Here is a 25,402-nt window from a genome sequence, read left to right on the forward strand (position 1 = left end):
CTCCATTGCTTCTATATAAAGAGAGAAAAACTACCAGCGAAACCGCAGTTGCGGAGTCGGGGCTGGCGCAGGTGCCGGGGCTGGCACCGCACCACCGGCGGCCGGCTGAACCGGCACTGCCGGCGTCGGTGCCTGAGCCGCCGGCGCTTCCTGCAACCGTGCCAGCGACAGTTGTGCACGCAACTGCTCGGCGCTGCCATTGACCCGGTAGACGATCCGGTCGCCGTCGACACTTTGCACGCGCCCGCCAAATGGCTCCAGCAAGCGCCCAAGGGACGCGTAGTGCTCAAGATTCATACCTTGCACTTCCAGCAATTGCGCGCTCGAAGCACCGGGCTTGGCGACAAACCGCGGCGCCAGGCGCTCATTGACCGCCAGCATCACAGCATCGGCCACGGCGGCCTGATCGGCGCCCTGCACGCTGCCTGCCTCTTTTTTATCCCCCAGCCACAATTGCCACTTGGCTTGCCACTGCCCGCCCTCCTCTTTGGCGTGTACCGCGAGCAGGGCGTCGGCGTTGTAGCGTTCCGATGCCGCAAGCAAAGGGCCGGAATCTGCGCCTTCCAGATTCGGCGCGGTCGCGACGATCTGTTCGTTCAAGTCCGCCAATGGCAAGCGCAATGGCAAGCCCCGGTGCTGGGCAGCCCGACGCAGCGGAGCCGCACTGGCCTGACCGTCGCCCACCAGGCTTGAACCCTCGGTGGAATCGTTGAGCCACCAGCCGAGGATCGACGGCCGATTGGCCCCCCACATGGCCAGTCCGGCGCGGCGCAGGGCCTGCTCGGTGGTACCCGGGTCGAAATCGACTTTCAGGACTTCCGGCGGACCGGCTTCAAAGCCGTATTGGCTGATGATCTGTTGCGGATCTTTGCGAATCGCCGCCAGCCCCGGATTTTGAGCGGCCTTGGGGTCACCGGTCAGGCGCAACACCAAAGTGTCCAATGCTCGTTGAGTCGCCTGGTCACGCTCCTCGGGCGACTGGCCATTCACCGGCTCACGTACCTGATAAAGGCCTTTGACGGTTTCGGCATGACTGACCAGGCTGACCACTGACAAACAACTCACTAGCAAGAATTTACAAAAACGCATGGAAGATTCCTGACGACAAGAGCGGCTGGAACAGACCGCATGAAGACGATCGAGCAAGGCTGTGACCATTGCCCGACGCAAAACATTCACACGTTCCGGGTAAGTTTTCGCACTGTCATAACGATAGACGGTTAATCGCGACACCTTATACAGCCATGCAGGATGCCATCGACACCGCGCATCAACGTTTTTTTTAACGGATATGGCCCTGCTGTCGGCCTGAGGATGGCCGCTGCGGCTCAAGCCTGATAAAATCGCGCGCCTTCGCAGACCGGCAACAGCCGGGCACTTTCGAAATTCGCGTGAGGCAATCGCCTTCGTCGATTTCGGCGGCCCCGCTGGACTCGGTCGTTACCCCTGAATCCCCCCTAAAGGCCTGGATCATGAGCAAGCAACCCTCCCTGAGCTACAAGGACGCCGGTGTAGACATCGACGCCGGTGAAGCATTGGTCGAACGCATCAAGAGCGTCGCCAAGCGCACTGCGCGCCCGGAAGTCATGGGCGGCCTGGGCGGTTTCGGCGCCCTCTGCGAAATCCCGGCCGGCTACAAACAGCCTGTGCTGGTTTCCGGTACTGACGGCGTCGGCACCAAGCTGCGCCTGGCATTGAACCTGAACAAGCACGACAGCATCGGCATCGACCTGGTTGCCATGTGCGTCAACGACCTGGTGGTGTGCGGCGCCGAGCCACTGTTCTTCCTCGACTACTACGCCACCGGCAAACTGAACGTCGACACCGCTGCCCAGGTTGTTACCGGCATCGGCGCTGGCTGCGAACTGTCGGGCTGCTCGCTGGTGGGCGGTGAAACCGCTGAAATGCCGGGCATGTACGAAGGCGAAGACTACGACCTGGCCGGCTTCTGCGTCGGCGTCGTGGAAAAATCCGAAATCATCGACGGCTCCAAGGTTGCTGCCGGCGACGCCCTGCTCGCCCTGCCGTCTTCCGGCCCGCACTCCAACGGCTACTCGCTGATCCGCAAGATCATCGAAGTGTCCGGCGCCGACATCGAAAACACCCAGCTCGACGGCAAACCGCTGACCGACCTGCTGATGGCCCCGACCCGCATCTACGTGAAGCCGCTGCTCAAGCTGATCAAGGAAACCGGCGCGGTCAAAGCCATGGCCCACATCACCGGTGGCGGCCTGCTGGACAACATCCCGCGCGTTCTGCCAAAAGGCGCGCAGGCTGTGGTTGACGTGGCCAGCTGGAACCGTCCGGCCGTGTTCGACTGGCTGCAAGAGAAAGGCAACGTTGACGAGAACGAAATGCACCGCGTGCTGAATTGCGGCGTGGGCATGGTCATCTGCGTGGCTCAGGAGCACGTTGAAACCGCGCTGAACGTTCTGCGCGAAGCAGGCGAACAGCCTTGGGTCATCGGCCAGATCTCCACCGCTGCCGAAGGCGCGGCTCAGGTAGAACTGAAGAACCTCAAGGCTCATTGATGTCTCAGACCTGTGATGTGGTGGTGCTGTTGTCCGGCACCGGCAGTAACTTGCAGGCCCTGATCGACAGCACGCGGACCGGCAACAGCCCGGTCCGCATCGCTGCGGTGATTTCCAACCGCGCCGACGCCTACGGCCTGCAACGCGCCAGGGACGCGGGTATCGACACCCGCACCCTGGATCACAAGGCTTTCGAAGGTCGCGAGGCCTTCGATGCCGCGCTGATCGAACTGATCGACGCCTTCAACCCCAAACTCGTGGTACTGGCCGGATTCATGCGCATTCTCAGCGCGGGTTTCGTACGCCACTATCAGGGTCGCCTGCTCAATATCCATCCCTCGCTGCTACCCAAATACAAAGGGTTACACACTCATCAGCGCGCACTGGAGGCCGGCGACGCCGAGCACGGCTGCTCCGTGCACTTCGTCACCGAGGAACTCGATGGCGGACCACTGGTCGTACAGGCTGTAATACCGGTAGAGTTACAGGATTCGCCGCAGAGTCTGGCGCAGCGGGTCCATGTTCAGGAACACCTGATCTACCCGATGGCCGTACGCTGGTTTGCCGAAGGTCGTCTGGCCCTCGGCGAGCAAGGTGCTTTACTGGATGGACAGCTACTCGCGGCCAGCGGCCACTTGATTCGAATCTAGGAGATTTTATGCGTCGCGCCCTGCTCTTCGCTTGCGCTCTGCTCGCTTTGCCCTTCGCTCAGGCGGCAGAACTTCAACCTTTCTCCGCCAGCTACACCGCCGACTGGAAACAGCTCCCCATGAGCGGCACTGCCGAGCGCAGCCTCGAAAAAACCAGCGACGGCAAATGGAAACTGAGTTTCAAGGCATCGATGATGATTGCCAGCCTGTCCGAGGAAAGCACCCTGACCCTGGACAAGGACACGCTTCTTCCGGAGTCGTACCACTTTGAGCGTGGCGGCCTGGGCAAGGCCAAGAAATCGGATCTGGATTTCGACTGGAACACCAAGATGATCACCGGCACCGATCGCGGTGACGCCGTCAAGCTTCCACTCAACCGCGGCATGGTCGACAAGTCCACCTACCAGCTGGCACTGCAACATGATGTCGCTGCCGGCAAGAAGACCATGAGCTATCAAGTGGTCGATGGCGGTGAAGTCGACACCTATGACTTCCGCGTGCTGGGTTCGGAAAAAGTCGACACCAAGGCCGGTCAGATCGATGCGATCAAGGTTGAGCGCGTGCGCGACCCGACGCAGAGCAAACGCATCACCGTGATGTGGTTCGCCAAGGACTGGGATTACCTGCTGGTCCGCCTGCAACAGGTCGAAAACGACGGCAAGGAGTACAACATCATGCTCCTGGACGGCAAGGTCAACGGCAAGACTGTCAAAGGCAGCTGATCCGGACCGACACGAAAAGCCCCGCCATCGCGGGGCTTTTTTTTGCTCTTCTGTAGGAGCCAGCTTGCTGGCGATGGACTCAAGTGCGCCGCGCTTATCCAGCTCACACGCGTCATCGTTAAAGCCCATCGCCGGCAAGCCAGCTACAGGTATTGCGTTATCCGTGTTTCCCGGTATTGCGCGATGAACCTTCTTCGCCCGTCATTCACACCGAAAACCGTGCCACCAGCGTATTGAGATCAACCGCCAACCGCGACAACTCCTGACTCGCCGCACTGGTCTGATTCGCTCCGGCCGAGCTCTGTTGCGCCAGGTCACGGATGTTCATCAAGTTGCGATCGACCTCCCGCGCCACCGCCGCCTGCTCCTCCGAGGCACTGGCAATCACGATGTTGCGCTCATTGATCACCGTGAATGCCGAGGCGATGTCTTCCAGGGCAACCCCCGCCGCTTTTGCCGCCTCCAGCGTCGAGCGCGCCCGGGTGTTGCTCTGCTGCATCGAGCTGACGGCCAGGTCGGTACCCTGCTGGATACCGGTGATCATCTGCTCGATTTCCCGGGTCGATTGCTGGGTGCGATGCGCCAGGGCGCGCACCTCATCGGCTACTACCGCAAACCCGCGCCCGGCCTCCCCGGCTCGCGCGGCTTCGATCGCGGCGTTCAAGGCCAGCAGATTGGTCTGTTCGGCAATCGCGCGAATCACGTCCAGCACGGTAGTGATGCCATATACCTTCTGCGCCAGATCTTCGACCTGAGCGACGTTGGTCGTGACATCTTCAGCCAGAGACTCGATCGACAGCACCGTCTGGTGCACTTGTTCGCGGCCGTGCTGGGCAATGCGGTCGGACTCGCGAGAAGCTTGCGAAGTTGCTGCGGCATTGCTCGCCACCTCCTCCACGGCAGCGGTCATCTGATTGACCGCCGTGGCCGCCTGCTCGATCTCCAGGCTCTGCTGATGCAGGCCTCGGGTAGCGTCTTCCGTGACGCAACTGAGCTCTTCCGAAGCCGAAGCCAATTGACTGGATGAGTCGGATATACGCTGGATGGTTTCGCGCAAACTCTGCTGCATGCTCTTGAGCGCGTGCAGCAGTCGCGCGGGCTCATCCTTGCCGGAAATGCTGATGGCTGCAGTCAGGTCGCCGCCGGCGACCACCTCCGCCACTTTCAATGACTGTGACAACGGCAACACGATGCTGCGCGTCAACAGCAGCGCCAGGCCAATGGTGATCAACGCGGTCACACCGATCATTACCCCGACCCAGACCCGCGACTGGCTGAACACCAGGCGACCCGCTTCGGTTGCCAGATTGGCGTTGTGCCGATTGAGCTCGACCAGCTCCCTGAGCGCAACCGTGATTTCATCGGCCAGAGGATTCATCTCGCCATTGAGAATGGCCGCCGCCTCTTCCACCCGTCCCTGGGTAGCTTCGGCCATCACCTGCCCCTGAAATTGCAGATACTTTGCTTCGGCGGCCTTGAAGCGGTCGAACAACACGCGCTCTTCAGGCAGCACGATCAACTTGTCATAACGTTGCTGTGCACCATCGAGGACAGTTTTGAGATCGTTGATCTTGCTGACGTTCTGCGCCTGTGCCTGCGGGTCGCGATTGATCAGCAGACGCATGGTCAATGCTCGCAGCCGCAACATGTCCTGACTCATATCACCGACCGCCATGACACTGGGCAGCCAGTTGTCATCGACTTGATCGGACTGCGCCCGCATGTTCGACATCTGCAGCAGAGCGAACGCACCCAAGCCAAAAACCATCAACGCCAACAGGCCAAAACCGAGACTCGCACGCGGCGCAATATTGAGACTTCTGATACTCATTCCCCTGGTTCCTTCCAAAAGCGCTGCGTCGGGCAGCGGGTTCTTTAGACGGTATCGGACTGTTGAAAAATTGCGTAAGACGAAAAAATGATATCAAAACAACATTACTGCTACGGTAACGATTCAGCGAAAAGCCCCATCTGTACAAGAAAACCGGAACGCACATCCGGCACCATGCTCTATACCTTCAAGGTCTTTTTGATCGAACAAATATCCCGTTGCTTTCGAGGTTTCCCATGACCGTTACCGTCAACACCGTTTCTGCCGAAGGCTTTCGCCACAGCGTACAAATCGATGACCACGAACTCTTCGCCGACGTGCCCGTCACGGCAGGCGGAGAAGGCACCGCGCCGGAACCGCATGATTATTTCGATGCCGCGCTCGGCGCCTGCAAAGCCCTGACCCTCAAGCTCTATGCGAAGAAGAAGGACATCCCGCTGACCGGTGTCGGCGTCGAGGTCAAGCGCGACAACAGCCTGGAACAGAAAGGCCAATACACGCTGCACGTCAAACTGACCCTCAAGGGCGTACTCACTGACGCCCAGCGCGACGAGCTGCACCGCGTGGCCGATCGCTGCCCGATCCACAAGCTGATGACCACCTCTGAAGTCAGCATCGAAACGCATTTGTCCGAAGGCGCCTTCAGCCAATAGCGGCAAGGGCTGCGCAAGCGGGTTATGCTCGAACGCATCACCCGCCCAGCCTGGAACGCACCATGAACACTCCGCTCGTGATCCGCCCCCGCACCGAAGACGTCGAAGGCCAGCCGATCCTGCGCCCACTGCCATCCGCCAAGTGCCGCAGCGTCGGGCCATTCGTGTTTTTCGATCACATGCTGGAAACCCGTTATCCGCCGGGCAAAGGCATGAACATCCGCCAGCATCCGCACATTGGCCTGTCCACCCTGACCTATTTGTTCCAGGGGCAAATCCAGCACAAGGACAGTCTGGGCTCCGACCAGGTTGTTGATACCGGCGATGTCAGCTGGATGACGGCTGGCAGCGCCATTGCCCACGTCGAACGCACGCCCGAGGCACTCAAGGAGAGCGGCTTCACAATGCACGGCTTGCAGATCTGGCTGGCATCGCCCAAGGACAAAGAACAGGGTCCGGGGCATTACAGCCACCATCCGGCGTCCACCTTGCCAGTCAGCGAAAACCTGGGGGTGAAGATCCGCATGATTGCCGGATCGGGCTTTTGCCTGGAGTCACCGGTGCCGGTGCTTTCTCCTACGTTGTACGCGGAATTGCACCTGCAAACGGCGACGACATTGCTGATTCCCAACGAGCATGAAGAACGTGCGCTGTATGTGTTGAGCGGCGAGGTGCAACTGGATGGCGAGCTGATAGAACCGCTTTCGCTGGTGGTACTGCCTGCCGGAGAAGAGTTGACTCTGTTTGCTGAAAGCGACAGTCACGCCGTGTTGTTTGGCGGCGCGCCGCTGGACGGGCCACGGCGGATCAACTGGAATTTTGTCGCAAGCGATCCGGCGGCGATTGATGAAGCGCGGCGGCGTTGGGCGGCCGGGGACTGGCCGACGGTGCCGGGAGAAAGTGAGAGGATCGAATTGCCTTAGTTTTTCTATCGTTAGTCAGGCCGCCTTCGCGGGCAAGCCCGCTCCCACAGTTTCCATGTTGTCCGCAAAAATTGCGCATGGACCAAATCCCTGTGGGAGCGGGCTTGCCCGCGAAGGGGCCGGCACTCACACCGACCCAATCATGGTCAGCCCCTGAACACTTCATCCAGCAAGTTATGCATCGAAGTGAACGCCCGGGCAGCCACCTTGGCGTCATACATCATCATGCCCGGCACATTCGCGTGCGGATCGGTGAACGAGTGAAATGCACCGCCGTAGCTCAGCAACTGCCAGTCCACACCGGCCGCGTTCATTTCATCTTCGAACGCCGGCAACTGTTCCTTCGGCACCAGTGGATCGGAAGCACCGTGCAGGACCAGCACCTTACCCTTGATATTTTTCGCATCGGCCGGATTCGGGGTGTCCAGCGTGCCGTGGAAGGATACCGCGGCCTTCACCGGCGCTCCGGTACGGGCAAACTCCAGGGCACAGCAGCCGCCGAAACAGAACCCGTAGGTCGCCAGCTTCGACGTATCGACTGCCGCCTCGCCCTGGCTCTGCAACTGCTCGAACGCCACCTGCATGCGCTTGCGCAGTAGCCCACGGTCATTCTTCAACGGCATCATTGCCGCCCCGGCCTCGTCATTGTTCGACGGACGAACCGATTGCCCGTAAAGATCAGCGATCAGCACCACGTAGCCCTTGGCTGCCACGGACCTGGCGATCTCCTCGGCACCGGCGCTGACGCCCATCCAGTTCGGTGCCATCAACAAACCCGGACGCGAACCTTTATGGTCGGCATCGAAGGCCAGACGGCTTTCGTAGGCTTGGCCATCGATCTGATAGGCAACGGAACGTACAGTGATTTGGCTCATTTCTGACTCCTGATTGTTGAACACCAGAATGAAAAAACCCGCCGAAGCGGGTTTTTCTGCAACACAGTTAAGCGGATAGCTCGACCAACAGTTTGTTCAGACGGCGCACATAGGCCGCCGGATCTTTCAAGCTGTCGCCGGCCGCCAGGGCCGCCTGATCGAAGAGGATGTGCGACAGATCGCCGAAGCGCTCGTCGCTCTGCTCGTTGTCGAGCTTCTCGATCAGCGGGTGAGCCGGGTTGAATTCGAATATCGGCTTCGAATCCGGAACCTTCTGCCCGCTGGCTTCGAGGATCTGGCGCATCTGCAGGCCCAGGTCCTGCTCACCGATGGCCAGAATCGCCGGCGAATCGGTCAGGCGATGGGACACCCGAACTTCCGCAACGGATTCGCCCAGTGCAGTTTTCAGACGCTCAACCAGACCTTCTTTGGACTTCGCGACTTCTTCCGCGGCCTTCTTGTCCTCTTCCGAGTCCAGGTTGCCCAGGTCCAGGTCACCGCGCGCCACGTCGACGAAGCTCTTGCCGTCGAAGTCGCTGAGGTAGCTCATCAGCCACTCGTCGATGCGGTCGGTCAACAGCAGCACTTCGATGCCTTTCTTGCGGAAGACTTCCAGGTGCGGGCTGTTCTTGACCTGCGCGTAAGTTTCGCCGGTCAGGTAGTAGATCTTGTCCTGACCTTCCTTGGCGCGCGCCAGGTAATCGGCCAGGCCCACAACCTGCTCGCCATCGTCACCATGGGTCGATGCGAAACGCAGCAGACCGGCGATTTTTTCCTTGTTGGCGAAATCTTCTGCCGGGCCTTCCTTCATGACCTGACCGAAGTTTTTCCAGAAGCCCTTGTATTGCTCAGGCTCGTTCTTCGCCAGTTTTTCCAGCATGTCCAGCACGCGCTTGGTCAGCGCCGACTTCATGGAGTCGATGATCGGGTCTTTCTGCAGGATTTCCCGCGACACGTTCAGCGACAGGTCGTTGGAGTCGACCACACCCTTGATGAAGCGCAGGTACAGCGGCAGGAAAGACTCGGCCTGATCCATGACGAACACGCGCTGCACGTACAGCTTCAGGCCTTTTGGCGCTTCACGCTGGTACAGATCGAACGGAGCGCGGGTCGGCACGTACAGCAGCGAACTGTATTCCAGCTTGCCTTCGACCTTGTTGTGGCTCCAGCTCAGCGGATTCTCGAAATCGTGAGCGATGTGCTTGTAGAACTCCTGGTATTCCTCGTCCTTGATCTCGGTACGCGGACGGGTCCACAGAGCGCTGGCGCGGTTGACGGTTTCCCATTCAACGGCCGGTTTGTCTTCGCCTTCAGCGGCCGCCACTTCTTTCGGCAACTCGATCGGCAAGGCGATGTGGTCGGAGTACTTCTTGATGATGTTGCGCAGGCGCCAGCCATCGGCGAACTCGTCTTCACCGGATTTCAGGTGCAGGACAATGCGAGTGCCGCGCTCGGCCTTGTCGATGGTCGCAACTTCGAAGTCACCTTCGCCCTTGGACGACCAGTGCACGCCTTCGCTGGCAGCGCTGCCGGCACGACGGCTATACACATCGACTTTGTCGGCGACGATGAAGGCGGAGTAGAAACCGACACCGAACTGGCCGATCAGGTGCGAGTCTTTCTTCTGGTCGCCGGTCAGGTGCTTCATGAAATCGGCGGTGCCGGACTTGGCGATGGTACCCAGGTGGGTGATCGCGTCTTCGCGGCTCATGCCGATACCGTTGTCTTCGAGGGTGACGGTTTTAGCGTCCTTGTCGAAGCTCACGCGGATTTTCAGTTCGGCGCCGCCTTCCAGCAGCTCTGGCTTGGCCAGGGCTTCGAAACGTAATTTGTCGACAGCGTCAGAGGCGTTCGAGATCAATTCGCGAAGGAAAATTTCCTTGTTGGAATACAGCGAATGGATCATGAGATGCAGCAGCTGCTTCACCTCGGTCTGGAAGCCCAGGGTTTCCTTTTGAGTTTCCACACTCATGGTCATCAAACTCCAATCAGATGGCATAAGCCGCGACCTTGAGGGTCGGCGGCGGGTTGTCATCAGAGTTTGGGGCTGAGTTCAGGATTTCAAGGGCTCCTCGAGTTTGAAATGTGCACGGGCCGTGGCAATGGGTTCGGCCTCGGTACTTTGCCAGGCGGTAATCGCCACGTTGGCAACCCGCCGTCCCTGGCGGCAAACCTGGCATCGGGCCCAGGTGTCGCGAAACTGCCCAGCCCGCAGGTAATCCAGGGAGAAGTCGATGATCTTCGGCACCCCGGATGATCCGGTAAACACCAGCAGGTGCAGCGCCGCTGCCAATTCCATGAACCCGGCGATCACACCGCCATGAATCGCCGGCAGCAAAGGGTTACCAATGTTGTCCTTGTTCGCCGGCAGCTTGAACAGCAGCTCATCGCCCACCCGTGAACATTCGACGCCAATCAGCCGGGCATAGGGAATCAAATCCAGCAGAGAGGCGTAATCGCCCTGCTCATGGGCCTTTTGCAATTGATCCTTCAGCGACTCGCTCATTGCGCACCTCCGGCAACTGCGCCACCAAAGCCCTTGGTGCCTTTGATGCCCTTGCCCATGCGCATGAATGTGCCCATCACATGGGCAATGGGTTGTCCGGGGTCATCCTGATAGGCGAAGCCACGGGCAAAAATCACGTCGGTGGTGACCCGGTAGCACTGGGCGAAGCCATAGACATCCTTGTGCGGTTCGGCGGCGTGCATATAGTCGATGCGCAGGTCTAGGGTCGGGCAGACTTCGAACTCCGGGAGCACACAGAGCGTCGCCATGCCACAGGCCGTGTCCATCAGCGAGGTCACTGCACCGCCATGAATCACGCCGGTTTCGGGATTGCCAACGATATGCGGGCTGTATGGCAGCACAATCGTCAGTCCTTCGCTGCTGGCGCTGTGAACGCTTAGTCCAAGTACCTGACAATGTCGCAGCGCCGACAGAAAGCGCTTCGCTCGCTCAAAAACGGGGTTCTCAGCCATTTGATAAACACTCTTGTTTAGGTTCGTGCAATGCGGTGGCAGTCCAGGTAAAAGTTCCGCATTAGAATAAAACTTATATATCTGAAAGAATTAAGGAACTTAACCCTGATGTGTGAGCTCTTAATGCCAGTACATGCTTTTCATCAGGAGAAACACCCCATGCGTAAGACTTTAGCTATTGCCTTGATGTTGACCGCTTCCCTCGGTCTCGCTGCCTGCGATAAAAAATCCGAGGACAAAGCTCAAGAAGCTAACAAACATGCTGAGCAAGCTCAGCAAGACATGAGCAAAGCTCAGGATAAAGTGAACGACGCGGCGAAAGAAAACGCCGAAGCTGCCAAAGCTCAGGCTGAATCGAACGCGGAAGCGGCAAAAGAGGCTGCTCCGGCCACTCCAGCCGCTCCGGAAGCGCCTAAGAACTAATCCGGTTTTTAGCGTGACAAAAGAAAACCCGCCAAGTGCGGGTTTTCTTTTGCTTTCAAAAAAATGCTTAGAGCAAAATCGTTCGAAAAGTCGGACTAATCATCAGCAACAGTGAGCAGATTAATCCCACCAGCCAGACCAGACTGCGTTGCCAGGCCAGGTCCTTCCAGTAACACACCAGATAAATAACCCTAGTGATCACAAAGATGATCGCGAGCAAATCGATGAGCCAGCCTGCCGTCTGCGTTGTATGCGCCATCAACACACCCACCGCAAACAATATGAAGGCTTCAAAACTATTCTGATGCGCCGCCAGCGCACGGGCACCGAAACCTGTGAGTTGGTCCTGCTGCTGACGCGGCAGGTGATTGTTGTAACCGCCCTGTTCTTTCATGGCTTTGGTCACGGGCATACGCGCCACGTAAATCAGCACGGCACTTATGAACACACACCAGAACGGAATACTCATCAAGCAGCCTCTTTGATCACCTCGGGCAATGGCGCCTCTGTAGGGGTATAGACCATCACGTCGAGAACGTCAGAGTGAAACTCGCGGCGGTACAACACGAATACCACGCCGGCACTCATCAACATGAACAACCAGGGGCTGACAAACCAGGCCAGCATGGTCATGCCGAAATAGTAGGAACGCAGCCCGAAGTTGAACTGGTTGGCGGCCATGGAGATGACGCGAGCCGCGCGGGAAGCAAACGCTTTGCGCTCTTGTTCCGACACAAGACGCTCGCCGACCATTGGCGCCGAACCTACCAGTACCGCCGCAAAGTTGTACTGGCGCATGCACCAGCTGAACGTGAAGAACGCATAGACAAACACCAGCGCCAGGCACAGCAACTTGATTTCCGACATACCCTGGGACGCCTGTTGCACCATCGGGATATCCGCCAGCAACGACACGGCCCTTTCCGAAGCCCCCAGCACCGTAAGAATACCGGCCAGGATAATCAACGTACTGGAGGCGAAGAACGAAGCGTTGCGCTCCAGGTTACCGATCACGCTGGCATCGGCGATGCGGTTGTCGCGCAGCAGCATGCGGCGCATCCAGTCTTCACGATAGAGGTGCAGCACACTGGCCAGGCACGCGGTGTCACGGCCTTTCCAAGTGGCATAGCGGGTGTATCCGCCCCAGCAGATGACAAACCAGATGGCGGCAAGGATGTGAATCAGGTTGGCTTGGATGAACGACATGCAGGTCCTTGTGATGTGCAAGAGGAGTACCGAATCCCTGTGGGAGCGGGCTTGCTCGCGAAGGCGGCTTATCATCCAACATGGATGTTGACTGAGCCACCGTCTTCGCGAGCAAGCCCACTCCCACATCAGGATTTGCAATGCTTCGACGTTAGCGCAACGCAAAAGACACCGCATCCCCCCATAAAAAAATGCCCCGTATCGATTGATACGGGGCATTTCTGTTTTTTTCACAGGCCCGCTTGTGGCGGGCCGGTAAAGCTTAAGCCAGCGCTTCTTCGCGCTTGCCCAGCAGACGGTCGCAGACCACGGCAACCACCAGCGTCATCACCGAAGGCACCAGCCAGGCCAGGCCCTGCTCGCTCAGCGGCAGGTGGGCCATTTGCGTCGGCATCCAGTCCGCCAGGCCTGCGCCCTTGAGGGCGTCGATCAGGCCGAAGATGAACGACACCAGCATCACCGGGCCGAGGATACGACCCTGCTCATGCCAGAAGTCCTTGCAGAAGCTCAACGCCACCAGAACGATGCACGGCGGGTAGATTGCGGTGAGCACCGGGATCGAGAACGCAATCAGCTTGGTCAGGCCCAGGTTGGACACCAGCAGCGAGAACGCCGCGAGGATGATCACCAGTGTCTTGTAGGACAGCGGCACCACACGGCTGAAGTACTCGGCGCAGGCACAGGTCAGGCCGACCGCGGTCACCAGGCACGCCAGGGAGATCAGCACGGCCAGGAAACCACTGCCCAGCGAACCGAAGGTGTGCTGCACGTAGGCGTGCAGCACCGCCGCGCCATTGGTAGCGCCAGCGGCCACTTCATGGCTGCCCGAACCGAGACGGAACAGGCTGACGTAAACCAGTGCCAGGCCGACACCGGCGATCAGGCCGGCGATGATCGCATAACGGGTGATCAGTGCTGGGGACTCGACGCCGCGGGAGCGAATGGCGTTGACGATGACGATGCCGAACACCAGGGCGCCCAGGGTATCCATGGTCAGGTAACCATTGATGAAGCCCTGGGAAAACGGCGCCGCCACGTATTCAGGCGTGGCCTGGCCAATGTCTCCGGCCGGCAGGGCGAATGCTGCAATGCCCAGCACGGCCAGGGCGATGATCTTCAGCGGAGCGAGGAAGCGCCCTACGGTATCCAGCAAACGGCCTGGGTACAGCGAGATGAAGAACACCAGCAGGAAGTAAACCGAGCTGTACAGGAACAATGCCAGCGGGCTCTCGCCGGTCAGCGGCGCCAGGCCGACTTCGAAGGAGACCGTCGCGGTACGTGGCGTCGCGAAGAGCGGGCCAACAGCGAGGTAGCAGGCCGCTGCCAACAGGCCACCGGCGACTTTACCGATCGGGCTGCTCAAGGCATCCATTGCGCCGCCGACCTTCGCCAGCGCCACAACGGTGATCACCGGCAGCCCAACGGCCGTGACCAGGAAACCCAGCGCCGCCATCCAGACATTAGGCCCGGACTGCAAGCCGACGATAGGCGGGAAGATGATGTTGCCAGCCCCGACGAACAGGGCAAACGTCATAAAACCAAGTGCCAGGATGTCCTGGCCTTTCAACACTTTCATTAAGGAAATACCACACTACTGAATCGGAATTTAGAGAGGGATTTCCCTATGGGTGAGGGAAATGCTGTCGGTCCGTATAAGACCAACCCTTTTAGCGCGTTGGTGCCTTGTGGGCCGCAGACGCAAAAATGGCGCGTAGCCTAACGAATTTGTCTGACAAACGCACTGTTTGAGGGCGAACTATCCGATACGCGACATTTCCGTGTCGCGTTTATGCATATAAATGGTTGGTGTCTGTAAGTCCGCCTTCGCGGGCAAGCCCGCTCCCACAGGGATTTGTAGTGGTCATGCAATCTGATCCATACCGCAAAAACTGTGGGAGCGAGCTTGCTCGCGATGAGGCCCTGCCAAACAACGCATAAACCCCGGAAATGACAAAGGCCACCCGAAGGTGGCCTTTGTTTGGTAAAGCGTCAGCCAAGCACGAGGCTTACTTGACAGCCCAACCAGTCAGCTCGGCCAGGGCCTTGCCGATGTCTGCCAGCGAACGCACGGTTTTAACGCCTGCGTCTTGCAGAGCAGCGAATTTCTCGTCTGCAGTGCCTTTGCCGCCAGAGATGATTGCGCCAGCATGGCCCATGCGCTTGCCCGGAGGAGCAGTCACACCAGCGATGTAGGAAACAACCGGCTTGGTCACGTGTGCCTTGATGTAGGCAGCCGCTTCTTCTTCAGCCGAACCGCCGATCTCACCGATCATCACGATCGCTTCGGTCTTCGGGTCTTCCTGGAACAGCTTCAGGATGTCGATGAAGTTCGAACCCGGGATCGGGTCACCACCGATGCCGACGCAAGTCGACTGACCGAAACCGGCGTCAGTAGTCTGCTTCACAGCTTCGTAGGTCAGGGTGCCGGAACGGGAAACGATACCGACCTTGCCTGGCAAGTGAATGTGACCTGGCATGATGCCGATCTTGCATTCGCCTGGAGTGATCACGCCTGGGCAGTTAGGGCCGATCAGGGTAACACCCAGCTCGTCGCACTTAACTTTAGCGTCCAGCATGTCCAGGGTAGGAATGCCTTCGGTGATGCAGACGATCAGCTTGATGCCGCCGAAAGCAGCTTCCAGGATCGAGTCCTTGCAGAAAGGAGCCGGAACGTAGATCACGCTGGCGGTGGCGCCAGTGGCAGCTACGGCGTCTTTCACGGTGTTGAACACTGGCAGGCCCAGGTGCTCGGTGCCGCCTTTGCCTGGAGTTACACCACCAACCATCTTGGTGCCGTACTCGATGGCTTGCTGGGTGTGGAAACTACCTTGCGAACCGGTAATACCCTGGCAGATAACTTTGGTGTCTTTATTGATCAGGACGCTCATTATTTGCCCTCCGCAGCTTTGACAACTTGTTGAGCAGCGTCGGTCAGGCTGGTAGCAGCGATGATGTTCAAACCGCTTTCTGCCAGTACTTTAGCGCCCAGCTCAGCGTTGTTGCCTTCAAGGCGAACAACAACCGGGATTTTCACGCCGACTTCTTTCACCGCGCCGATGATGCCTTCGGCAATCATGTCGCAACGAACGATGCCGCCGAAGATGTTGACCAGTACTGCAGCGACGTTAGTGTCGGACAGGATGATCTTGAACGCTTCGGTAACGCGTTCCTTGGTAGCACCGCCGCCCACGTCGAGGAAGTTGGCTGGCTTGCCGCCATGCAGGTTGACGATGTCCATGGTACCCATGGCCAGGCCAGCACCGTTGACCATGCAACCGATGTTGCCTTCCAGCGCTACGTAGTTCAGTTCGAACTTGGCAGCGTGCGCTTCGCGCGGATCGTCTTGCGACGGATCGTGGAAAGTCTTCAGCTTAGGCTGACGGTACATGGCGTTGGCGTCGATGTTGATCTTGGCGTCCAGGCAGTGCAGATCGCCGTCAGCCTTGATCACCAGCGGGTTCACTTCCAGCAGGGCCAGATCGTGATCCTGGAACAGTTTGGCCAGACCTACGAAGATCTTGGCGAACTGGGCAACTTGCTTGCCTTCCAGACCCAGCTGGAAAGCCAGTTCGCGACCCTGGAATGGCTGAGCGCCAACCAGTGGATCGATAGTGGCCTTCAGAATTTTTTCTGGAGTGTCGTGAGCGATTTTCTCGATGTCCACGCCACCTTCGGTGGAAGCCATGAACACGATGCGACGGCTCGAACGGTCAACGACAGCGCCCAGGTACAGCTCTTTAGCGATATCAGTGCACGATTCAACCAGGATCTTGGTGACTGGCTGACCATTGGCGTCAGTCTGGTAAGTCACCAGACGCTTGCCCAGCCACTGCTGTGCGAAGGCTTTGGCGTCTTCTTTGTTGCGAACCAGCTTGACGCCGCCCGCTTTACCGCGACCACCGGCGTGGACCTGGGCTTTGACAACCCACTCGCTGCCGCCGATTTTGTCGCAAGCTTCTGCTGCTGCTTCCGGGGTGTCTACCGCGTAACCGGTGGATACTGGCAGGCCGTACTCAGCGAACAGCTGCTTACCCTGATACTCGTGAAGATTCATGCTTATTACCGTCTTCGTTAGGTACTGCGCATTCGGTGCTGCACTCGTTCAAGTGCCGCACCACCTGTGACTGCTGCTTGCATAGCTGAGCTATGCAAGACTGCGTCCAGCGGATATTCCGCGGTGAGTCTTGCGTGCAAGGCTCACGACGGGCCAAACCGCCGTGGTTTCTTATTATGTCTTAACGCTTCTTGCGGTTGGCGATGTGGATGGCGCCGCCATTCACTGCCAAAGCAGCTTCGTGCAAGGCTTCAGACAGGGTCGGATGGGAGAAAACCATCATGCCCAGGTCTTCAGCGCTGGTGCCGAATTCCATACCGATCGCGCCCTGCTGAACCAGTTCGGCAGCGCTTGGGCCAATCACGTGGACGCCCAGTACGCGGTCCGTCTTGGCATCTGCGATGACCTTGACGAAACCACCGGTGTCGTTGGCAGCCATGGCACGGCCGGAGGCTGCGAACGGGAAGGTGCCGACGTTAACTTCAACGCCTTCGGCTTTCAAGGCCTGCTCGGTTTTACCAACCCACGCGATTTCCGGGTGAGTATAAATAACCGAAGGGATCAAATCATAGTTCATCTGGGCCTTGTGGCCCTTGATGCGCTCGACAACCATGATGCCTTCTTCGGACGCTTTGTGCGCCAGCATCATGCCGCGAACCACGTCGCCGATGGCGTAAACGCCCGGTACGGTGGTGGCGCAGTGATCGTCAACGTGCACGAAACCGCGCTCGTCCAGGGTCACGCCGCAGTCGGCAGCCAACAGATCAGTGGTCACCGGACGGCGACCAACGGCTACGATCAGCTTGTCGAAAGTGATGTTCTGTTCGCCATTGGCATCGGTGTAGTTCACCACGACTTCGTCGCCGTTCACTTTGGAACCGGTGACGCGAGCGCCCAGCTTGATGTCCAGACCTTGCTTGGTCAGGGTTTTCAGCGCTTCCTTGGAAACAGCGGTGTCGGCTGCCATCAGGAAGGTGTCCAGGGCTTCCAGGACAGTCACTTCTGCACCCAGACGCGACCAGACCGAACCCAGTTCCAGACCGATCACGCCAGCGCCGATCACGCCCAGACGTTTTGGAACGGATTGGAATTCCAGGGCGCCAGTCGAATCGACGATCACATTCTGGTCAACCGGAGCTGGCGGAATGTCGATCGGACGCGAACCTGGTGCCAGGATGACGTTTTCGGCTTCGATGATTTCTACCGAGCCATCAGGCTTGGTGACTTCGACTTTCTTGCCGGCCAGCAGCTTGCCGTGACCCTGGATGGAGGTCACACCGTTGGCTTTGAACAGGGTCGCAACGCCGGAGGTCAGGCCTTTGACGATGTTGGCTTTACGGCCGACCATCGCTGGCACGTCCATGGTCACGCCAGCGTGATTGATACCGTGGATCGCGAAACCGTCCTGGGCTTCGTGGAATTTCCACGAGCTGTCCAGCAGGGCCTTGGATGGAATGCAGCCGACGTTCAGGCAAGTACCGCCCAGAGCCAGTTTGCCTTCCTTGTCGGTGTATTTCTCGATGCAGGCAGTGGAGAGACCCAGCTGCGCGGCCTTGATGGCAGCGACATAACCGCCAGGGCCCGCACCGATCACTACTACGTCAAATTTCTGCGACATTCAAAAAATCCTCTTTAGCGAAAAGCTTCAAGCCGCGAGCGGCAAGCCAGGCTGCGGGTTTTCCGACAGCACGGGTTTGCAGCTCATGGCTGCTTCTATCAGATATCCAGCAACAGACGAGCCGGATCTTCCAGCAGGTTCTTGATGGTCACCAGGAAGGTCACAGCTTCTTTGCCATCGATCAGGCGGTGATCGTAGGACAGTGCCAGGTACATCATCGGACGGATAACGACCTGACCGTTGATGGCCATAGGACGCTGGATGATGTTGTGCATGCCCAGGATGGCGGCTTGTGGCGGGTTGACGATCGGGGTCGACATCATCGAACCGAAAGTACCGCCGTTGGTGATGGTGAACGTACCACCGGTCATTTCGTCCATCGACAGTTTGCCGTCGCGGGCTTTCTTGCCGAAGGTGGCGATGCCGCCTTCGATTTCAGCCAGGCTCATCAGTTCGGCGTTACGCAGAACCGGTACTACCAAGCCGCGATCGCTGGAAACTGCAACGCCGACGTCAGCGTAACCGTGGTAAACGATGTCGCCGCCGTCGATCGAGGCGTTGACAGCCGGGAAGCGCTTCAGTGCTTCGGTGGCCGCTTTCACGAAGAAGGACATGAAGCCCAGGCGCACGCCGTTGTGGGACTTCTCGAACAGGTCTTTGTACTTCGAACGCAGCGCCATGACTTCGGTCATGTCGACTTCGTTGAAAGTGGTCAGCATCGCCATGTTCGACTGGGCTTCAACCAGACGCTTGGCCACGGTGGCACGAACGCGGGTCATCGGAACGCGCTTCTCGATGCGGTCGCCAGCAGCGAACACAGGAGCAGCGGCAGCCGGAGCAGCAGCCTTGGCAGGTGCGGCAGCAGGAGCCGCTTTCTTGGCTTCGACAGCGGCAACCACGTCTTCCTTGGTTACACGGCCATCTTTGCCGGTGCCCTTGACGGAAGCCAGGTTGATGCCGTTTTCTTCGGCCAGCTTGCGAGCGGCTGGAGCGGCGATAGCGTCTTCGTCAGCGCCGGCAGCCGGAGCGGCAGCAGCAGCGGCCGGAGCAGCAGCGGCAGCCGGAGCGGCAGCAGCAGCGCCGCCTTCAACGATGGAGCCCAGGACTTCGTCGGACAGAACGGTGTCGCCTTCGTTCTTGACGATAGCGCCCAGCACGCCGTCAGCGGTAGCCAGCACTTCCAGCACGACTTTGTCGGTTTCGATGTCGACGATCAGTTCGTCGCGCTTGACCGCATCGCCCGGTTGTTTGTGCCAGGTGGCAACGGTGCCATCGGCAACCGATTCCGGGAAAGTGGGGGCTTTGATCTCGATAGCCATTGTCTGTGGTTCCTTAAATTCGGTTTCAGGTGCGCGAAGGCGTTAAACAGTAAAGGCGTCTTGCAGCAGTTTTTCCTGCTGTTCGGCGTGCATCGATGCGTAACCGCATGCAGGTGCAGCAGAAGCCTCACGGCCCGCGTACTCGAGTACGAGAGACTTGTTGAGGTTGCTGATGCTGCGACGCATGTGGTGTTGGCTGCAGTACCACGCACCCTGGTTCATCGGCTCTTCCTGACACCAGACGGCATGCTTGACGTTGGTATAAGGAGCCAGGACTTCTTTCAAGTCGTCCTCAGGGAATGGGTACAGCTGCTCGATACGCACGATGGCGATGTCGTCACGACCTTCGGCACGGCGTTTTTCCAGCAGGTCGTAGTAGACCTTGCCGCTACACAGAACAACGCGCTCGACCTTTTTCGGGTCTTGGGCATCGATTTCCGGGATGACGGTCTGGAACGAACCTTCGGCCAGATCTTCCAGCGTCGAGATGGCCAGCTTGTGGCGCAGCAGCGACTTCGGAGTCAGGACTACCAGTGGCTTGCGCAGCGGGCGAATCACCTGACGGCGCAGCAAGTGGTAGATCTGAGCCGGCGTCGTCGGCATGCACACCTGAATGTTGTGCTCGGCGCACAGCTGCAGGTAACGCTCCAGACGAGCCGAGGAGTGCTCCGGACCCTGACCTTCATAACCGTGCGGCAGCAGCATGGTCAGACCGCACAGACGGCCCCACTTGTGCTCGCCACTGGTGATGAACTGGTCGATTACAACCTGGGCGCCGTTGGCGAAGTCGCCGAACTGGGCTTCCCAGATAACCAGGGCATTCGGCGTGGTGGTCGAGTAACCGTACTCGAACGCCAATACCGCTTCTTCGGACAGGAACGAGTCGTACAGGTCAAAACGCGGCTGACCGTCGTACAGGTTCTGCAGCGGGATGTAGGTGCCCGCGTCTTTCTGGTTGTGCAGGACAGCGTGACGGTGCGAGAACGTACCGCGGCCGATGTCCTGGCCAGTCATGCGAATCGGGTGACCTTCGAACGCCAGGGTCGCGTACGCCATGGTTTCGGCGTAGCCCCAGTTGATCGGCAGGCCACCGGCTTGCATCTTCTGGCGGTCTTCGTAGATCTTGGCAACCTGGCGCTGAACCACGAAGCCTTCCGGGATTTCCAGCAGCTTGGCGGACAGTTCCTGCAAGGTCTTCAGATCGAAGCGAGTGTCGTGACGCGCGGTCCAGGTGTGACCCAGGTACGGACGCCAGTCCACGAACAGCTCCTTGTTCGGCTCTTTGACCAGGCTCTTCACAACGTGCAGACCGTTGTCCAGTGCGTTGCGGTATTCGTCGACTTTCGCCTGAACACGCTCTGCATCCAGCACACCGGCCTGAGTCAGGCGATCGGCATACAGCTCACGGGTGGTGCGCTGCTTGGTGATCTGCTGATACATCAGAGGCTGGGTGCCGCTTGGCTCGTCGGCCTCGTTGTGGCCGCGACGACGGTAGCAGACCAGGTCGATCACCACGTCACGCTTGAACTGCATGCGGTAGTCGATGGCCAGCTGGGTCACGAACAATACGGCTTCCGGATCATCACCATTCACATGGAGGATCGGCGCCTGGATCATTTTCGCAACGTCGGTCGCGTACTCGGTGGAACGCGAGTCCAGCGGGTTGCTGATGGTGAAACCGACCTGGTTGTTGATCACGATGTGCACGGTACCGCCGGTCTTGAAACCGCGGGTCTGCGACATCTGGAAGGTTTCCATGACCACGCCCTGACCTGCGAAAGCAGCGTCACCGTGGATGGAGATCGGCAGAACCTTCTCGCCGGTCGGGTCGTTGCGACGATCCTGACGGGCGCGAACCGAACCTTCGACCACCGGGGAAACGATTTCCAGGTGGGACGGGTTGAACGCCATCGCCAGGTGAACTTCACCGCCGGTAGTCATCACGTTGGACGAGAAGCCTTGGTGGTATTTCACGTCACCGGAACCGAGCTCGACCTTCTTCTTGCCTTCGAACTCGTCGAACAGCTCGCGCGGGTTCTTGCCGAAGGTATTGACCAGCACGTTCAGACGGCCACGGTGGGCCATGCCGATGACGATTTCCTTGGTGCCGTAGGAACCGGAACGCTGGATCAGCTCGTCGAGCATCGGAATCAGGCTTTCGCCGCCTTCCAGGCCGAAACGCTTGGTACCCGGGTATTTGGTGCCCAGGTATTTCTCCAGGCCTTCACCGGCCGTCACGCGCTCGAGCAGGTGGCTCTTGATGTCGGCGGAGTACGTCGGACGGCCACGCACGCTTTCCAGACGCTGCTGGAACCACTGGCGCTGCTCGGAATCGGTGATATGCGTGAATTCAGCGCCGATGGTGCGGCAATATGTCTGCTGCAACGCTTCGTGAATTTCGCGTAGGCTCGCTTCCTCTTTGCCGATGAACAGGTCGCCGGCACGGAAGGTCGTATCAAGATCGGCATTGGTCAAGCCGTAATGATTGATCGACAGGTCTGCAGGTGCAGGACGCTGCCACAGTCCCAGCGGGTCAAGCTGGGCTGCCTGGTGGCCACGCATACGGTAGGCCTGGATCAATCGCAGCACTTCAACTTGCTTCTTCTCGTGCTCACTGCTCACGCTGCCGGCGGAAACCGGTTGGGCGCGGCGCTGGTTCTTTGCCAGCAAGACGAAATGATCGCGAATTGTGGAGTGCGAAACATCGGTGGCAGAGTTGCCGTCAGCAGGCAACTTCTGGAAGTAGGTGCGCCACTCTTCTGGCACAGCGTTAGGGTCGTGCAGGTAGAGCTCATAAAGCTCTTCCACATAGGCAGCGTTACTACCGGATAGGTAGGCACTGTTCCACATGCGCTGCATCACGCTTTCTTGCATGCTTGGTCACCCTCGGTTAGGGGAACACCACCGGTGTCGACACCGAGCAAACTTGCAGAAGTCCGAATGCAGCGACCAAAACAAGCCACTAGGATCACACTGATAGTCCGGGTACCAGCCCGGATGCCCCTGCTTGTCTCATTTCTTCAAAATAAGAGCCGCAGCCTTTTAAGCTGCTGCTCAGGTTAAAACTACGGCGCCGGTTGAAGCCTGCGCCGCAGCATCTACGGGTACAGCGGGTACAGCAGCTGAATCACACGCCGCTCGAGAGCAACATGTTACGGATGTGACCGATGGCCTTAGTCGGGTTCAGGCCTTTCGGACATACGTTGACGCAGTTCATGATCCCGCGGCAGCGGAATACGCTGAACGGGTCATCCAGCGAAGCCAGACGCTCGGACGTCTTGGTGTCACGGCTGTCTGCCAGGAAGCGGTACGCTTGCAGCAGGGCGGCCGGGCCCAGGAACTTGTCCGGGTTCCACCAGAAGGACGGGCAGGAAGTCGAGCAGCAAGCGCACAGGATGCACTCGTACAGACCGTCCAGCTTTTCACGCTCTTCAGGGGACTGCAGACGCTCGATGGCCGGAGCCGGCGTGTCGTTCTGCAGGTATGGCTTAACCTTCTCGTATTGCTTGTAGAAGATGCTCATATCGACGACCAGGTCACGGATAACCGGCAAACCTGGCAGAGGACGAACGATCAACTTGTTACCTTTTACGACAGCAGACAGCGGCGTGATGCACGCCAGGCCGTTTTTGCCGTTGATGTTCATGCCGTCGGAGCCGCAAACACCTTCACGGCAAGAGCGACGATAGGAGAAACCTTCGTCCTGCTCTTTGATCAGGGCCAGCACGTCCAGCACCATCAGGTCTTTACCACCGGTATCGACCTGGAATTCCTGCATGAACGGCGCAGCGTCCTGATCAGGGTTGTAACGATATACACTGACTTGCAACATGGCGGTCACCCTTAATAAGTCCGGACTTTAGGTTCGAAAGTCGGAACAGTCTTCGGCGAGAAGTTCACGGCACGCTTGGTGACGCGCTTGTCACCCGGGAAGTACAGGGTGTGGCACAGCCAGTTTTCGTCGTCACGATCTTCGAAGTCTTCACGGGCGTGAGCACCGCGAGACTCTTTACGTACTTCGGCAGCGATGGCGGTAGCTTCAGCCACTTCCAGCAGGTTTTGCAGTTCCAGCGCTTCGATACGGGCAGTGTTGAACGCCTGCGACTTGTCGTTGATCTTCACGTTGGCAATGCGCTTGCGCAGGTCAGCCAGCTGGGCAATACCCTTCTGCATGTATTCGCCGGTACGGAATACACCGAAGTAGTTCTGCATGCAGCTTTGCAGCTCGCGACGCAGGGTAGCCACGTCTTCGCCATCAGTACGGTTGTTCAGTGCGTTCAGGCGCGACAGGGCAGCTTCGATGTCGGCTTCGGTAGCGTCGTCGTACTCGATACCGTCGGTCAGCGCCTTTTCCAGGTGCAGGCCGGCAGCACGGCCGAATACCACCAGGTCGAGCAGCGAGTTGCCGCCCAGACGGTTGGCACCGTGAACCGATACGCAAGCCACTTCACCCACAGCGAACAGACCAGGAATGATCTGGTCGACGCCTTCGGCGTTCTGGGTGATCGCCTGACCATGAATGTTGGTGGCAACGCCGCCCATCATGTAGTGGCAGGTCGGAACAACCGGAACCGGAGCAACCACCGGATCAACGTGTGCGAAAGTCTTCGACAGTTCGCAGATGCCTGGCAGACGGCTGTGCAGCACTTCCTCGCCCAGGTGGTCGAGCTTGAGCATCACGTGGTCGCCATTCGGACCGCAACCGTTGCCGGCGATGATCTCTTTAACCATCGAACGGGCAACAACGTCACGACCGGCAAGGTCCTTGGCGTTCGGAGCATAACGCTCCATGAAACGCTCGCCGTGCTTGTTGATCAGGTATCCACCTTCACCACGGCAACCTTCTGTAACCAGTACACCGGCGCCGGCGATACCGGTCGGGTGGAACTGCCACATTTCAATGTCTTGTACCGGTACGCCGGCACGCAGCGCCATGCCAACGCCGTCACCGGTGTTGATCAGGGCGTTGGTGGTCGACGCGTAGATACGGCCTGCACCGCCGGTCGCCAGCACGGTGGCTTTGGCGCGGATGTAGGTGGTTTCACCGGTTTCGATGCAGATCGCGATCACACCGACGAACTCGCCTTCGCCGTTCTTCACCAGATCGACAGCGTAGTACTCGTTCAGGAACGTGGTACCGGCTTTCAGGTTGCCCTGATAGAGGGTGTGCAACAGTGCGTGACCGGTACGGTCGGAGGCAGCGCAAGTACGCGCAGCCTGGCCGCCCTTGCCGTAGTCCTTGGACTGGCCACCGAACGGACGCTGATAGATACGGCCTTGCTCGGTACGCGAGAACGGCAGACCCATGTGGTCCAGTTCGAAAACGGCAGCCGGGCCTTCCTGACACATGTATTCGATAGCGTCCTGGTCACCGATGTAGTCGGAACCCTTGACGGTATCGTACATGTGCCAGCGCCAGTCATCGTTCGGGTCAGCAGACGCGATCGCGCAGGTGATGCCGCCCTGGGCGGATACAGTGTGCGAACGGGTCGGGAACACCTTGGTGATCACGGCAGTCTTGTGACCACCTTGCGCCAGTTGCAGCGCTGCGCGCATGCCGGCACCGCCACCACCAATAATGATGGCGTCGAAAGAAATCGTTGGAATGTTAGCCATGA

At 58.9% G+C, this 25,402-nt stretch carries 22 protein-coding genes; 6 read left to right on the forward strand and 16 right to left on the reverse strand.

The genetic code is table 11. From position 1 onward, the window contains the following. Window positions 1-30: 30 nt before the first annotated feature. Window positions 31-1,089 (reverse strand): DUF2066 domain-containing protein, encoded by a 1,059-nt coding sequence (locus KW841_RS08705; RefSeq protein WP_102673324.1) that lies wholly within the window; start codon window positions 1,087-1,089, stop codon window positions 31-33. Between the two features lie 383 nt (window positions 1,090-1,472). Here KW841_RS08705 and purM point away from each other — a divergent pair, with 383 nt between their 5' ends. The 3 genes from purM to KW841_RS08720 are packed head-to-tail and all read left to right on the forward strand — an operon-like array spanning window position 1,473 to window position 3,903. Continuing rightward, the gene (gene purM / locus KW841_RS08710; RefSeq protein WP_007984558.1) at window positions 1,473-2,531 is read left to right on the forward strand and encodes a phosphoribosylformylglycinamidine cyclo-ligase; all 1,059 of its coding nucleotides are present in this window, start codon (window positions 1,473-1,475) and stop codon (window positions 2,529-2,531) included. After that, entirely contained in the window at window positions 2,531-3,181 is a 651-nt protein-coding gene (gene purN / locus KW841_RS08715; protein ID WP_218475268.1) for a phosphoribosylglycinamide formyltransferase, read from the forward strand. The genes purM and purN overlap by 1 nt, the downstream gene beginning before the upstream one ends. An 8-nt stretch (window positions 3,182-3,189) precedes the next feature. Beyond that, on the forward strand, window positions 3,190-3,903 hold the full coding sequence (locus KW841_RS08720; protein WP_007977541.1) for a DUF3108 domain-containing protein: 714 nt from the start codon (window positions 3,190-3,192) through the stop codon (window positions 3,901-3,903). Window positions 3,904-4,108: 205 nt separating this feature from the next. Here the strand turns inward: KW841_RS08720 and KW841_RS08725 are convergent, their stop codons facing one another. Continuing rightward, entirely contained in the window at window positions 4,109-5,734 is a 1,626-nt protein-coding gene (locus tag KW841_RS08725; RefSeq protein WP_218475270.1) for a methyl-accepting chemotaxis protein, read from the reverse strand. Window positions 5,735-5,970: 236 nt separating this feature from the next. On the opposite strand from KW841_RS08725, the gene KW841_RS08730 reads away from it, so the two are divergent. Both KW841_RS08730 and KW841_RS08735 read left to right on the forward strand, forming a co-directional pair. Then, window positions 5,971-6,387, forward strand: a complete 417-nt coding sequence (locus KW841_RS08730) for an OsmC family protein (RefSeq protein ID WP_104449859.1) — start codon at window positions 5,971-5,973, stop codon at window positions 6,385-6,387. A 62-nt stretch (window positions 6,388-6,449) separates the two neighbouring features. After that, window positions 6,450-7,310, forward strand: coding sequence for a pirin family protein (locus tag KW841_RS08735; protein ID WP_218475273.1), 861 nt, complete (start codon window positions 6,450-6,452; stop codon window positions 7,308-7,310). A gap of 146 nt (window positions 7,311-7,456) precedes the next feature. On the opposite strand, the gene KW841_RS08740 is transcribed toward KW841_RS08735, so the two are convergent. From KW841_RS08740 to KW841_RS08755, 4 genes are all read right to left on the reverse strand, one after another. Continuing rightward, window positions 7,457-8,185 (reverse strand): dienelactone hydrolase family protein, encoded by a 729-nt coding sequence (locus tag KW841_RS08740; RefSeq protein ID WP_218475275.1) that lies wholly within the window; start codon window positions 8,183-8,185, stop codon window positions 7,457-7,459. A 67-nt stretch (window positions 8,186-8,252) separates the two neighbouring features. Then, window positions 8,253-10,157 (reverse strand): molecular chaperone HtpG, encoded by a 1,905-nt coding sequence (gene htpG, locus KW841_RS08745; RefSeq protein WP_218475277.1) that lies wholly within the window; start codon window positions 10,155-10,157, stop codon window positions 8,253-8,255. A gap of 81 nt (window positions 10,158-10,238) precedes the next feature. Beyond that, window positions 10,239-10,691 carry a PaaI family thioesterase gene (locus KW841_RS08750; RefSeq protein ID WP_218475279.1) on the reverse strand — a complete coding sequence of 151 codons (453 nt, stop codon included), beginning with the start codon at window positions 10,689-10,691 and terminating at the stop codon, window positions 10,239-10,241. Further along, window positions 10,688-11,164, reverse strand: coding sequence for a PaaI family thioesterase (locus KW841_RS08755; protein ID WP_218475281.1), 477 nt, complete (start codon window positions 11,162-11,164; stop codon window positions 10,688-10,690). The genes KW841_RS08750 and KW841_RS08755 overlap by 4 nt, the downstream gene beginning before the upstream one ends. Before the next feature lie 159 nt (window positions 11,165-11,323). Here KW841_RS08755 and KW841_RS08760 point away from each other — a divergent pair, with 159 nt between their 5' ends. Further along, window positions 11,324-11,587, forward strand: a complete 264-nt coding sequence (locus KW841_RS08760; RefSeq protein ID WP_104449973.1) for a hypothetical protein — start codon at window positions 11,324-11,326, stop codon at window positions 11,585-11,587. A 67-nt stretch (window positions 11,588-11,654) separates the two neighbouring features. On the opposite strand, the gene KW841_RS08765 is transcribed toward KW841_RS08760, so the two are convergent. The 10 genes from KW841_RS08765 to sdhA form a co-directional block, all read right to left on the reverse strand. Beyond that, on the reverse strand, window positions 11,655-12,056 hold the full coding sequence (locus KW841_RS08765; protein ID WP_218475284.1) for an MAPEG family protein: 402 nt from the start codon (window positions 12,054-12,056) through the stop codon (window positions 11,655-11,657). Then, entirely contained in the window at window positions 12,056-12,793 is a 738-nt protein-coding gene (locus KW841_RS08770) for a DUF599 domain-containing protein (RefSeq protein ID WP_007977519.1), read from the reverse strand. The genes KW841_RS08765 and KW841_RS08770 overlap by 1 nt, the downstream gene beginning before the upstream one ends. Before the next feature lie 262 nt (window positions 12,794-13,055). Next, complete coding sequence (brnQ, locus tag KW841_RS08775; protein ID WP_007977517.1) at window positions 13,056-14,369, reverse strand: branched-chain amino acid transport system II carrier protein; 1,314 nt, start codon at window positions 14,367-14,369, stop codon at window positions 13,056-13,058. 430 nt (window positions 14,370-14,799) lie between these two features. After that, window positions 14,800-15,681 (reverse strand): succinate--CoA ligase subunit alpha, encoded by an 882-nt coding sequence (gene sucD, locus KW841_RS08780; protein ID WP_003223019.1) that lies wholly within the window; start codon window positions 15,679-15,681, stop codon window positions 14,800-14,802. Continuing rightward, window positions 15,681-16,847: an ADP-forming succinate--CoA ligase subunit beta gene (gene sucC / locus KW841_RS08785; protein WP_003223015.1), complete on the reverse strand. Its 1,167-nt coding sequence runs from the start codon at window positions 16,845-16,847 to the stop codon at window positions 15,681-15,683. Before sucC ends, sucD begins: the two co-directional genes overlap by 1 nt. Before the next feature lie 181 nt (window positions 16,848-17,028). After that, window positions 17,029-18,465, reverse strand: coding sequence for a dihydrolipoyl dehydrogenase (lpdA, locus tag KW841_RS08790; protein WP_007977515.1), 1,437 nt, complete (start codon window positions 18,463-18,465; stop codon window positions 17,029-17,031). A gap of 98 nt (window positions 18,466-18,563) precedes the next feature. After that, entirely contained in the window at window positions 18,564-19,784 is a 1,221-nt protein-coding gene (gene odhB, locus KW841_RS08795) for a 2-oxoglutarate dehydrogenase complex dihydrolipoyllysine-residue succinyltransferase (RefSeq protein ID WP_007977514.1), read from the reverse strand. A gap of 42 nt (window positions 19,785-19,826) precedes the next feature. Further along, window positions 19,827-22,658, reverse strand: coding sequence for a 2-oxoglutarate dehydrogenase E1 component (locus tag KW841_RS08800; RefSeq protein WP_007977512.1), 2,832 nt, complete (start codon window positions 22,656-22,658; stop codon window positions 19,827-19,829). Between the two features lie 253 nt (window positions 22,659-22,911). Next, a complete protein-coding gene (locus KW841_RS08805) occupies window positions 22,912-23,616 on the reverse strand; it encodes a succinate dehydrogenase iron-sulfur subunit (RefSeq protein ID WP_003223007.1) in 705 nt (234 codons plus the stop codon). A gap of 11 nt (window positions 23,617-23,627) precedes the next feature. Further along, a complete protein-coding gene (sdhA, locus tag KW841_RS08810) occupies window positions 23,628-25,400 on the reverse strand; it encodes a succinate dehydrogenase flavoprotein subunit (protein ID WP_218475286.1) in 1,773 nt (590 codons plus the stop codon). Window positions 25,401-25,402 lie beyond the last annotated feature (2 nt).

The sequence above is a fragment of the Pseudomonas sp. PDM28 genome, assembly GCF_019219115.1.
Classification (GTDB): Bacteria; Pseudomonadota; Gammaproteobacteria; order Pseudomonadales; family Pseudomonadaceae; genus Aquipseudomonas; species Aquipseudomonas laurylsulfatiphila.

Excerpts from the sequence above, each read along its gene's own strand:
- odhB (WP_007977514.1), bottom strand. The coding sequence starts at position 19,784 with ATGGCTATCGAGATCAAAGCCCCCACTTTCCCGGAATCGGTTGCCGAT.
- purM (WP_007984558.1), top strand. The coding sequence starts at position 1,473 with ATGAGCAAGCAACCCTCCCTGAGCTACAAGGACGCCGGTGTAGACATC.
- sdhA (WP_218475286.1), bottom strand. The coding sequence starts at position 25,400 with ATGGCTAACATTCCAACGATTTCTTTCGACGCCATCATTATTGGTGGT.
- KW841_RS08725 (WP_218475270.1), bottom strand. The coding sequence starts at position 5,734 with ATGAGTATCAGAAGTCTCAATATTGCGCCGCGTGCGAGTCTCGGTTTT.
- KW841_RS08770 (WP_007977519.1), bottom strand. The coding sequence starts at position 12,793 with ATGTCGTTCATCCAAGCCAACCTGATTCACATCCTTGCCGCCATCTGG.
- KW841_RS08800 (WP_007977512.1), bottom strand. The coding sequence starts at position 22,658 with ATGCAAGAAAGCGTGATGCAGCGCATGTGGAACAGTGCCTACCTATCC.
- KW841_RS08740 (WP_218475275.1), bottom strand. The coding sequence starts at position 8,185 with ATGAGCCAAATCACTGTACGTTCCGTTGCCTATCAGATCGATGGCCAA.
- brnQ (WP_007977517.1), bottom strand. The coding sequence starts at position 14,369 with ATGAAAGTGTTGAAAGGCCAGGACATCCTGGCACTTGGTTTTATGACG.
- KW841_RS08720 (WP_007977541.1), top strand. The coding sequence starts at position 3,190 with ATGCGTCGCGCCCTGCTCTTCGCTTGCGCTCTGCTCGCTTTGCCCTTC.
- KW841_RS08755 (WP_218475281.1), bottom strand. The coding sequence starts at position 11,164 with ATGGCTGAGAACCCCGTTTTTGAGCGAGCGAAGCGCTTTCTGTCGGCG.
- KW841_RS08705 (WP_102673324.1), bottom strand. The coding sequence starts at position 1,089 with ATGCGTTTTTGTAAATTCTTGCTAGTGAGTTGTTTGTCAGTGGTCAGC.
- KW841_RS08805 (WP_003223007.1), bottom strand. The coding sequence starts at position 23,616 with ATGTTGCAAGTCAGTGTATATCGTTACAACCCTGATCAGGACGCTGCG.
- KW841_RS08735 (WP_218475273.1), top strand. The coding sequence starts at position 6,450 with ATGAACACTCCGCTCGTGATCCGCCCCCGCACCGAAGACGTCGAAGGC.
- sucD (WP_003223019.1), bottom strand. The coding sequence starts at position 15,681 with ATGAGCGTCCTGATCAATAAAGACACCAAAGTTATCTGCCAGGGTATT.
- KW841_RS08765 (WP_218475284.1), bottom strand. The coding sequence starts at position 12,056 with ATGAGTATTCCGTTCTGGTGTGTGTTCATAAGTGCCGTGCTGATTTAC.
- KW841_RS08750 (WP_218475279.1), bottom strand. The coding sequence starts at position 10,691 with ATGAGCGAGTCGCTGAAGGATCAATTGCAAAAGGCCCATGAGCAGGGC.
- KW841_RS08760 (WP_104449973.1), top strand. The coding sequence starts at position 11,324 with ATGCGTAAGACTTTAGCTATTGCCTTGATGTTGACCGCTTCCCTCGGT.
- purN (WP_218475268.1), top strand. The coding sequence starts at position 2,531 with ATGTCTCAGACCTGTGATGTGGTGGTGCTGTTGTCCGGCACCGGCAGT.
- sucC (WP_003223015.1), bottom strand. The coding sequence starts at position 16,847 with ATGAATCTTCACGAGTATCAGGGTAAGCAGCTGTTCGCTGAGTACGGC.
- htpG (WP_218475277.1), bottom strand. The coding sequence starts at position 10,157 with ATGAGTGTGGAAACTCAAAAGGAAACCCTGGGCTTCCAGACCGAGGTG.
- KW841_RS08730 (WP_104449859.1), top strand. The coding sequence starts at position 5,971 with ATGACCGTTACCGTCAACACCGTTTCTGCCGAAGGCTTTCGCCACAGC.
- lpdA (WP_007977515.1), bottom strand. The coding sequence starts at position 18,465 with ATGTCGCAGAAATTTGACGTAGTAGTGATCGGTGCGGGCCCTGGCGGT.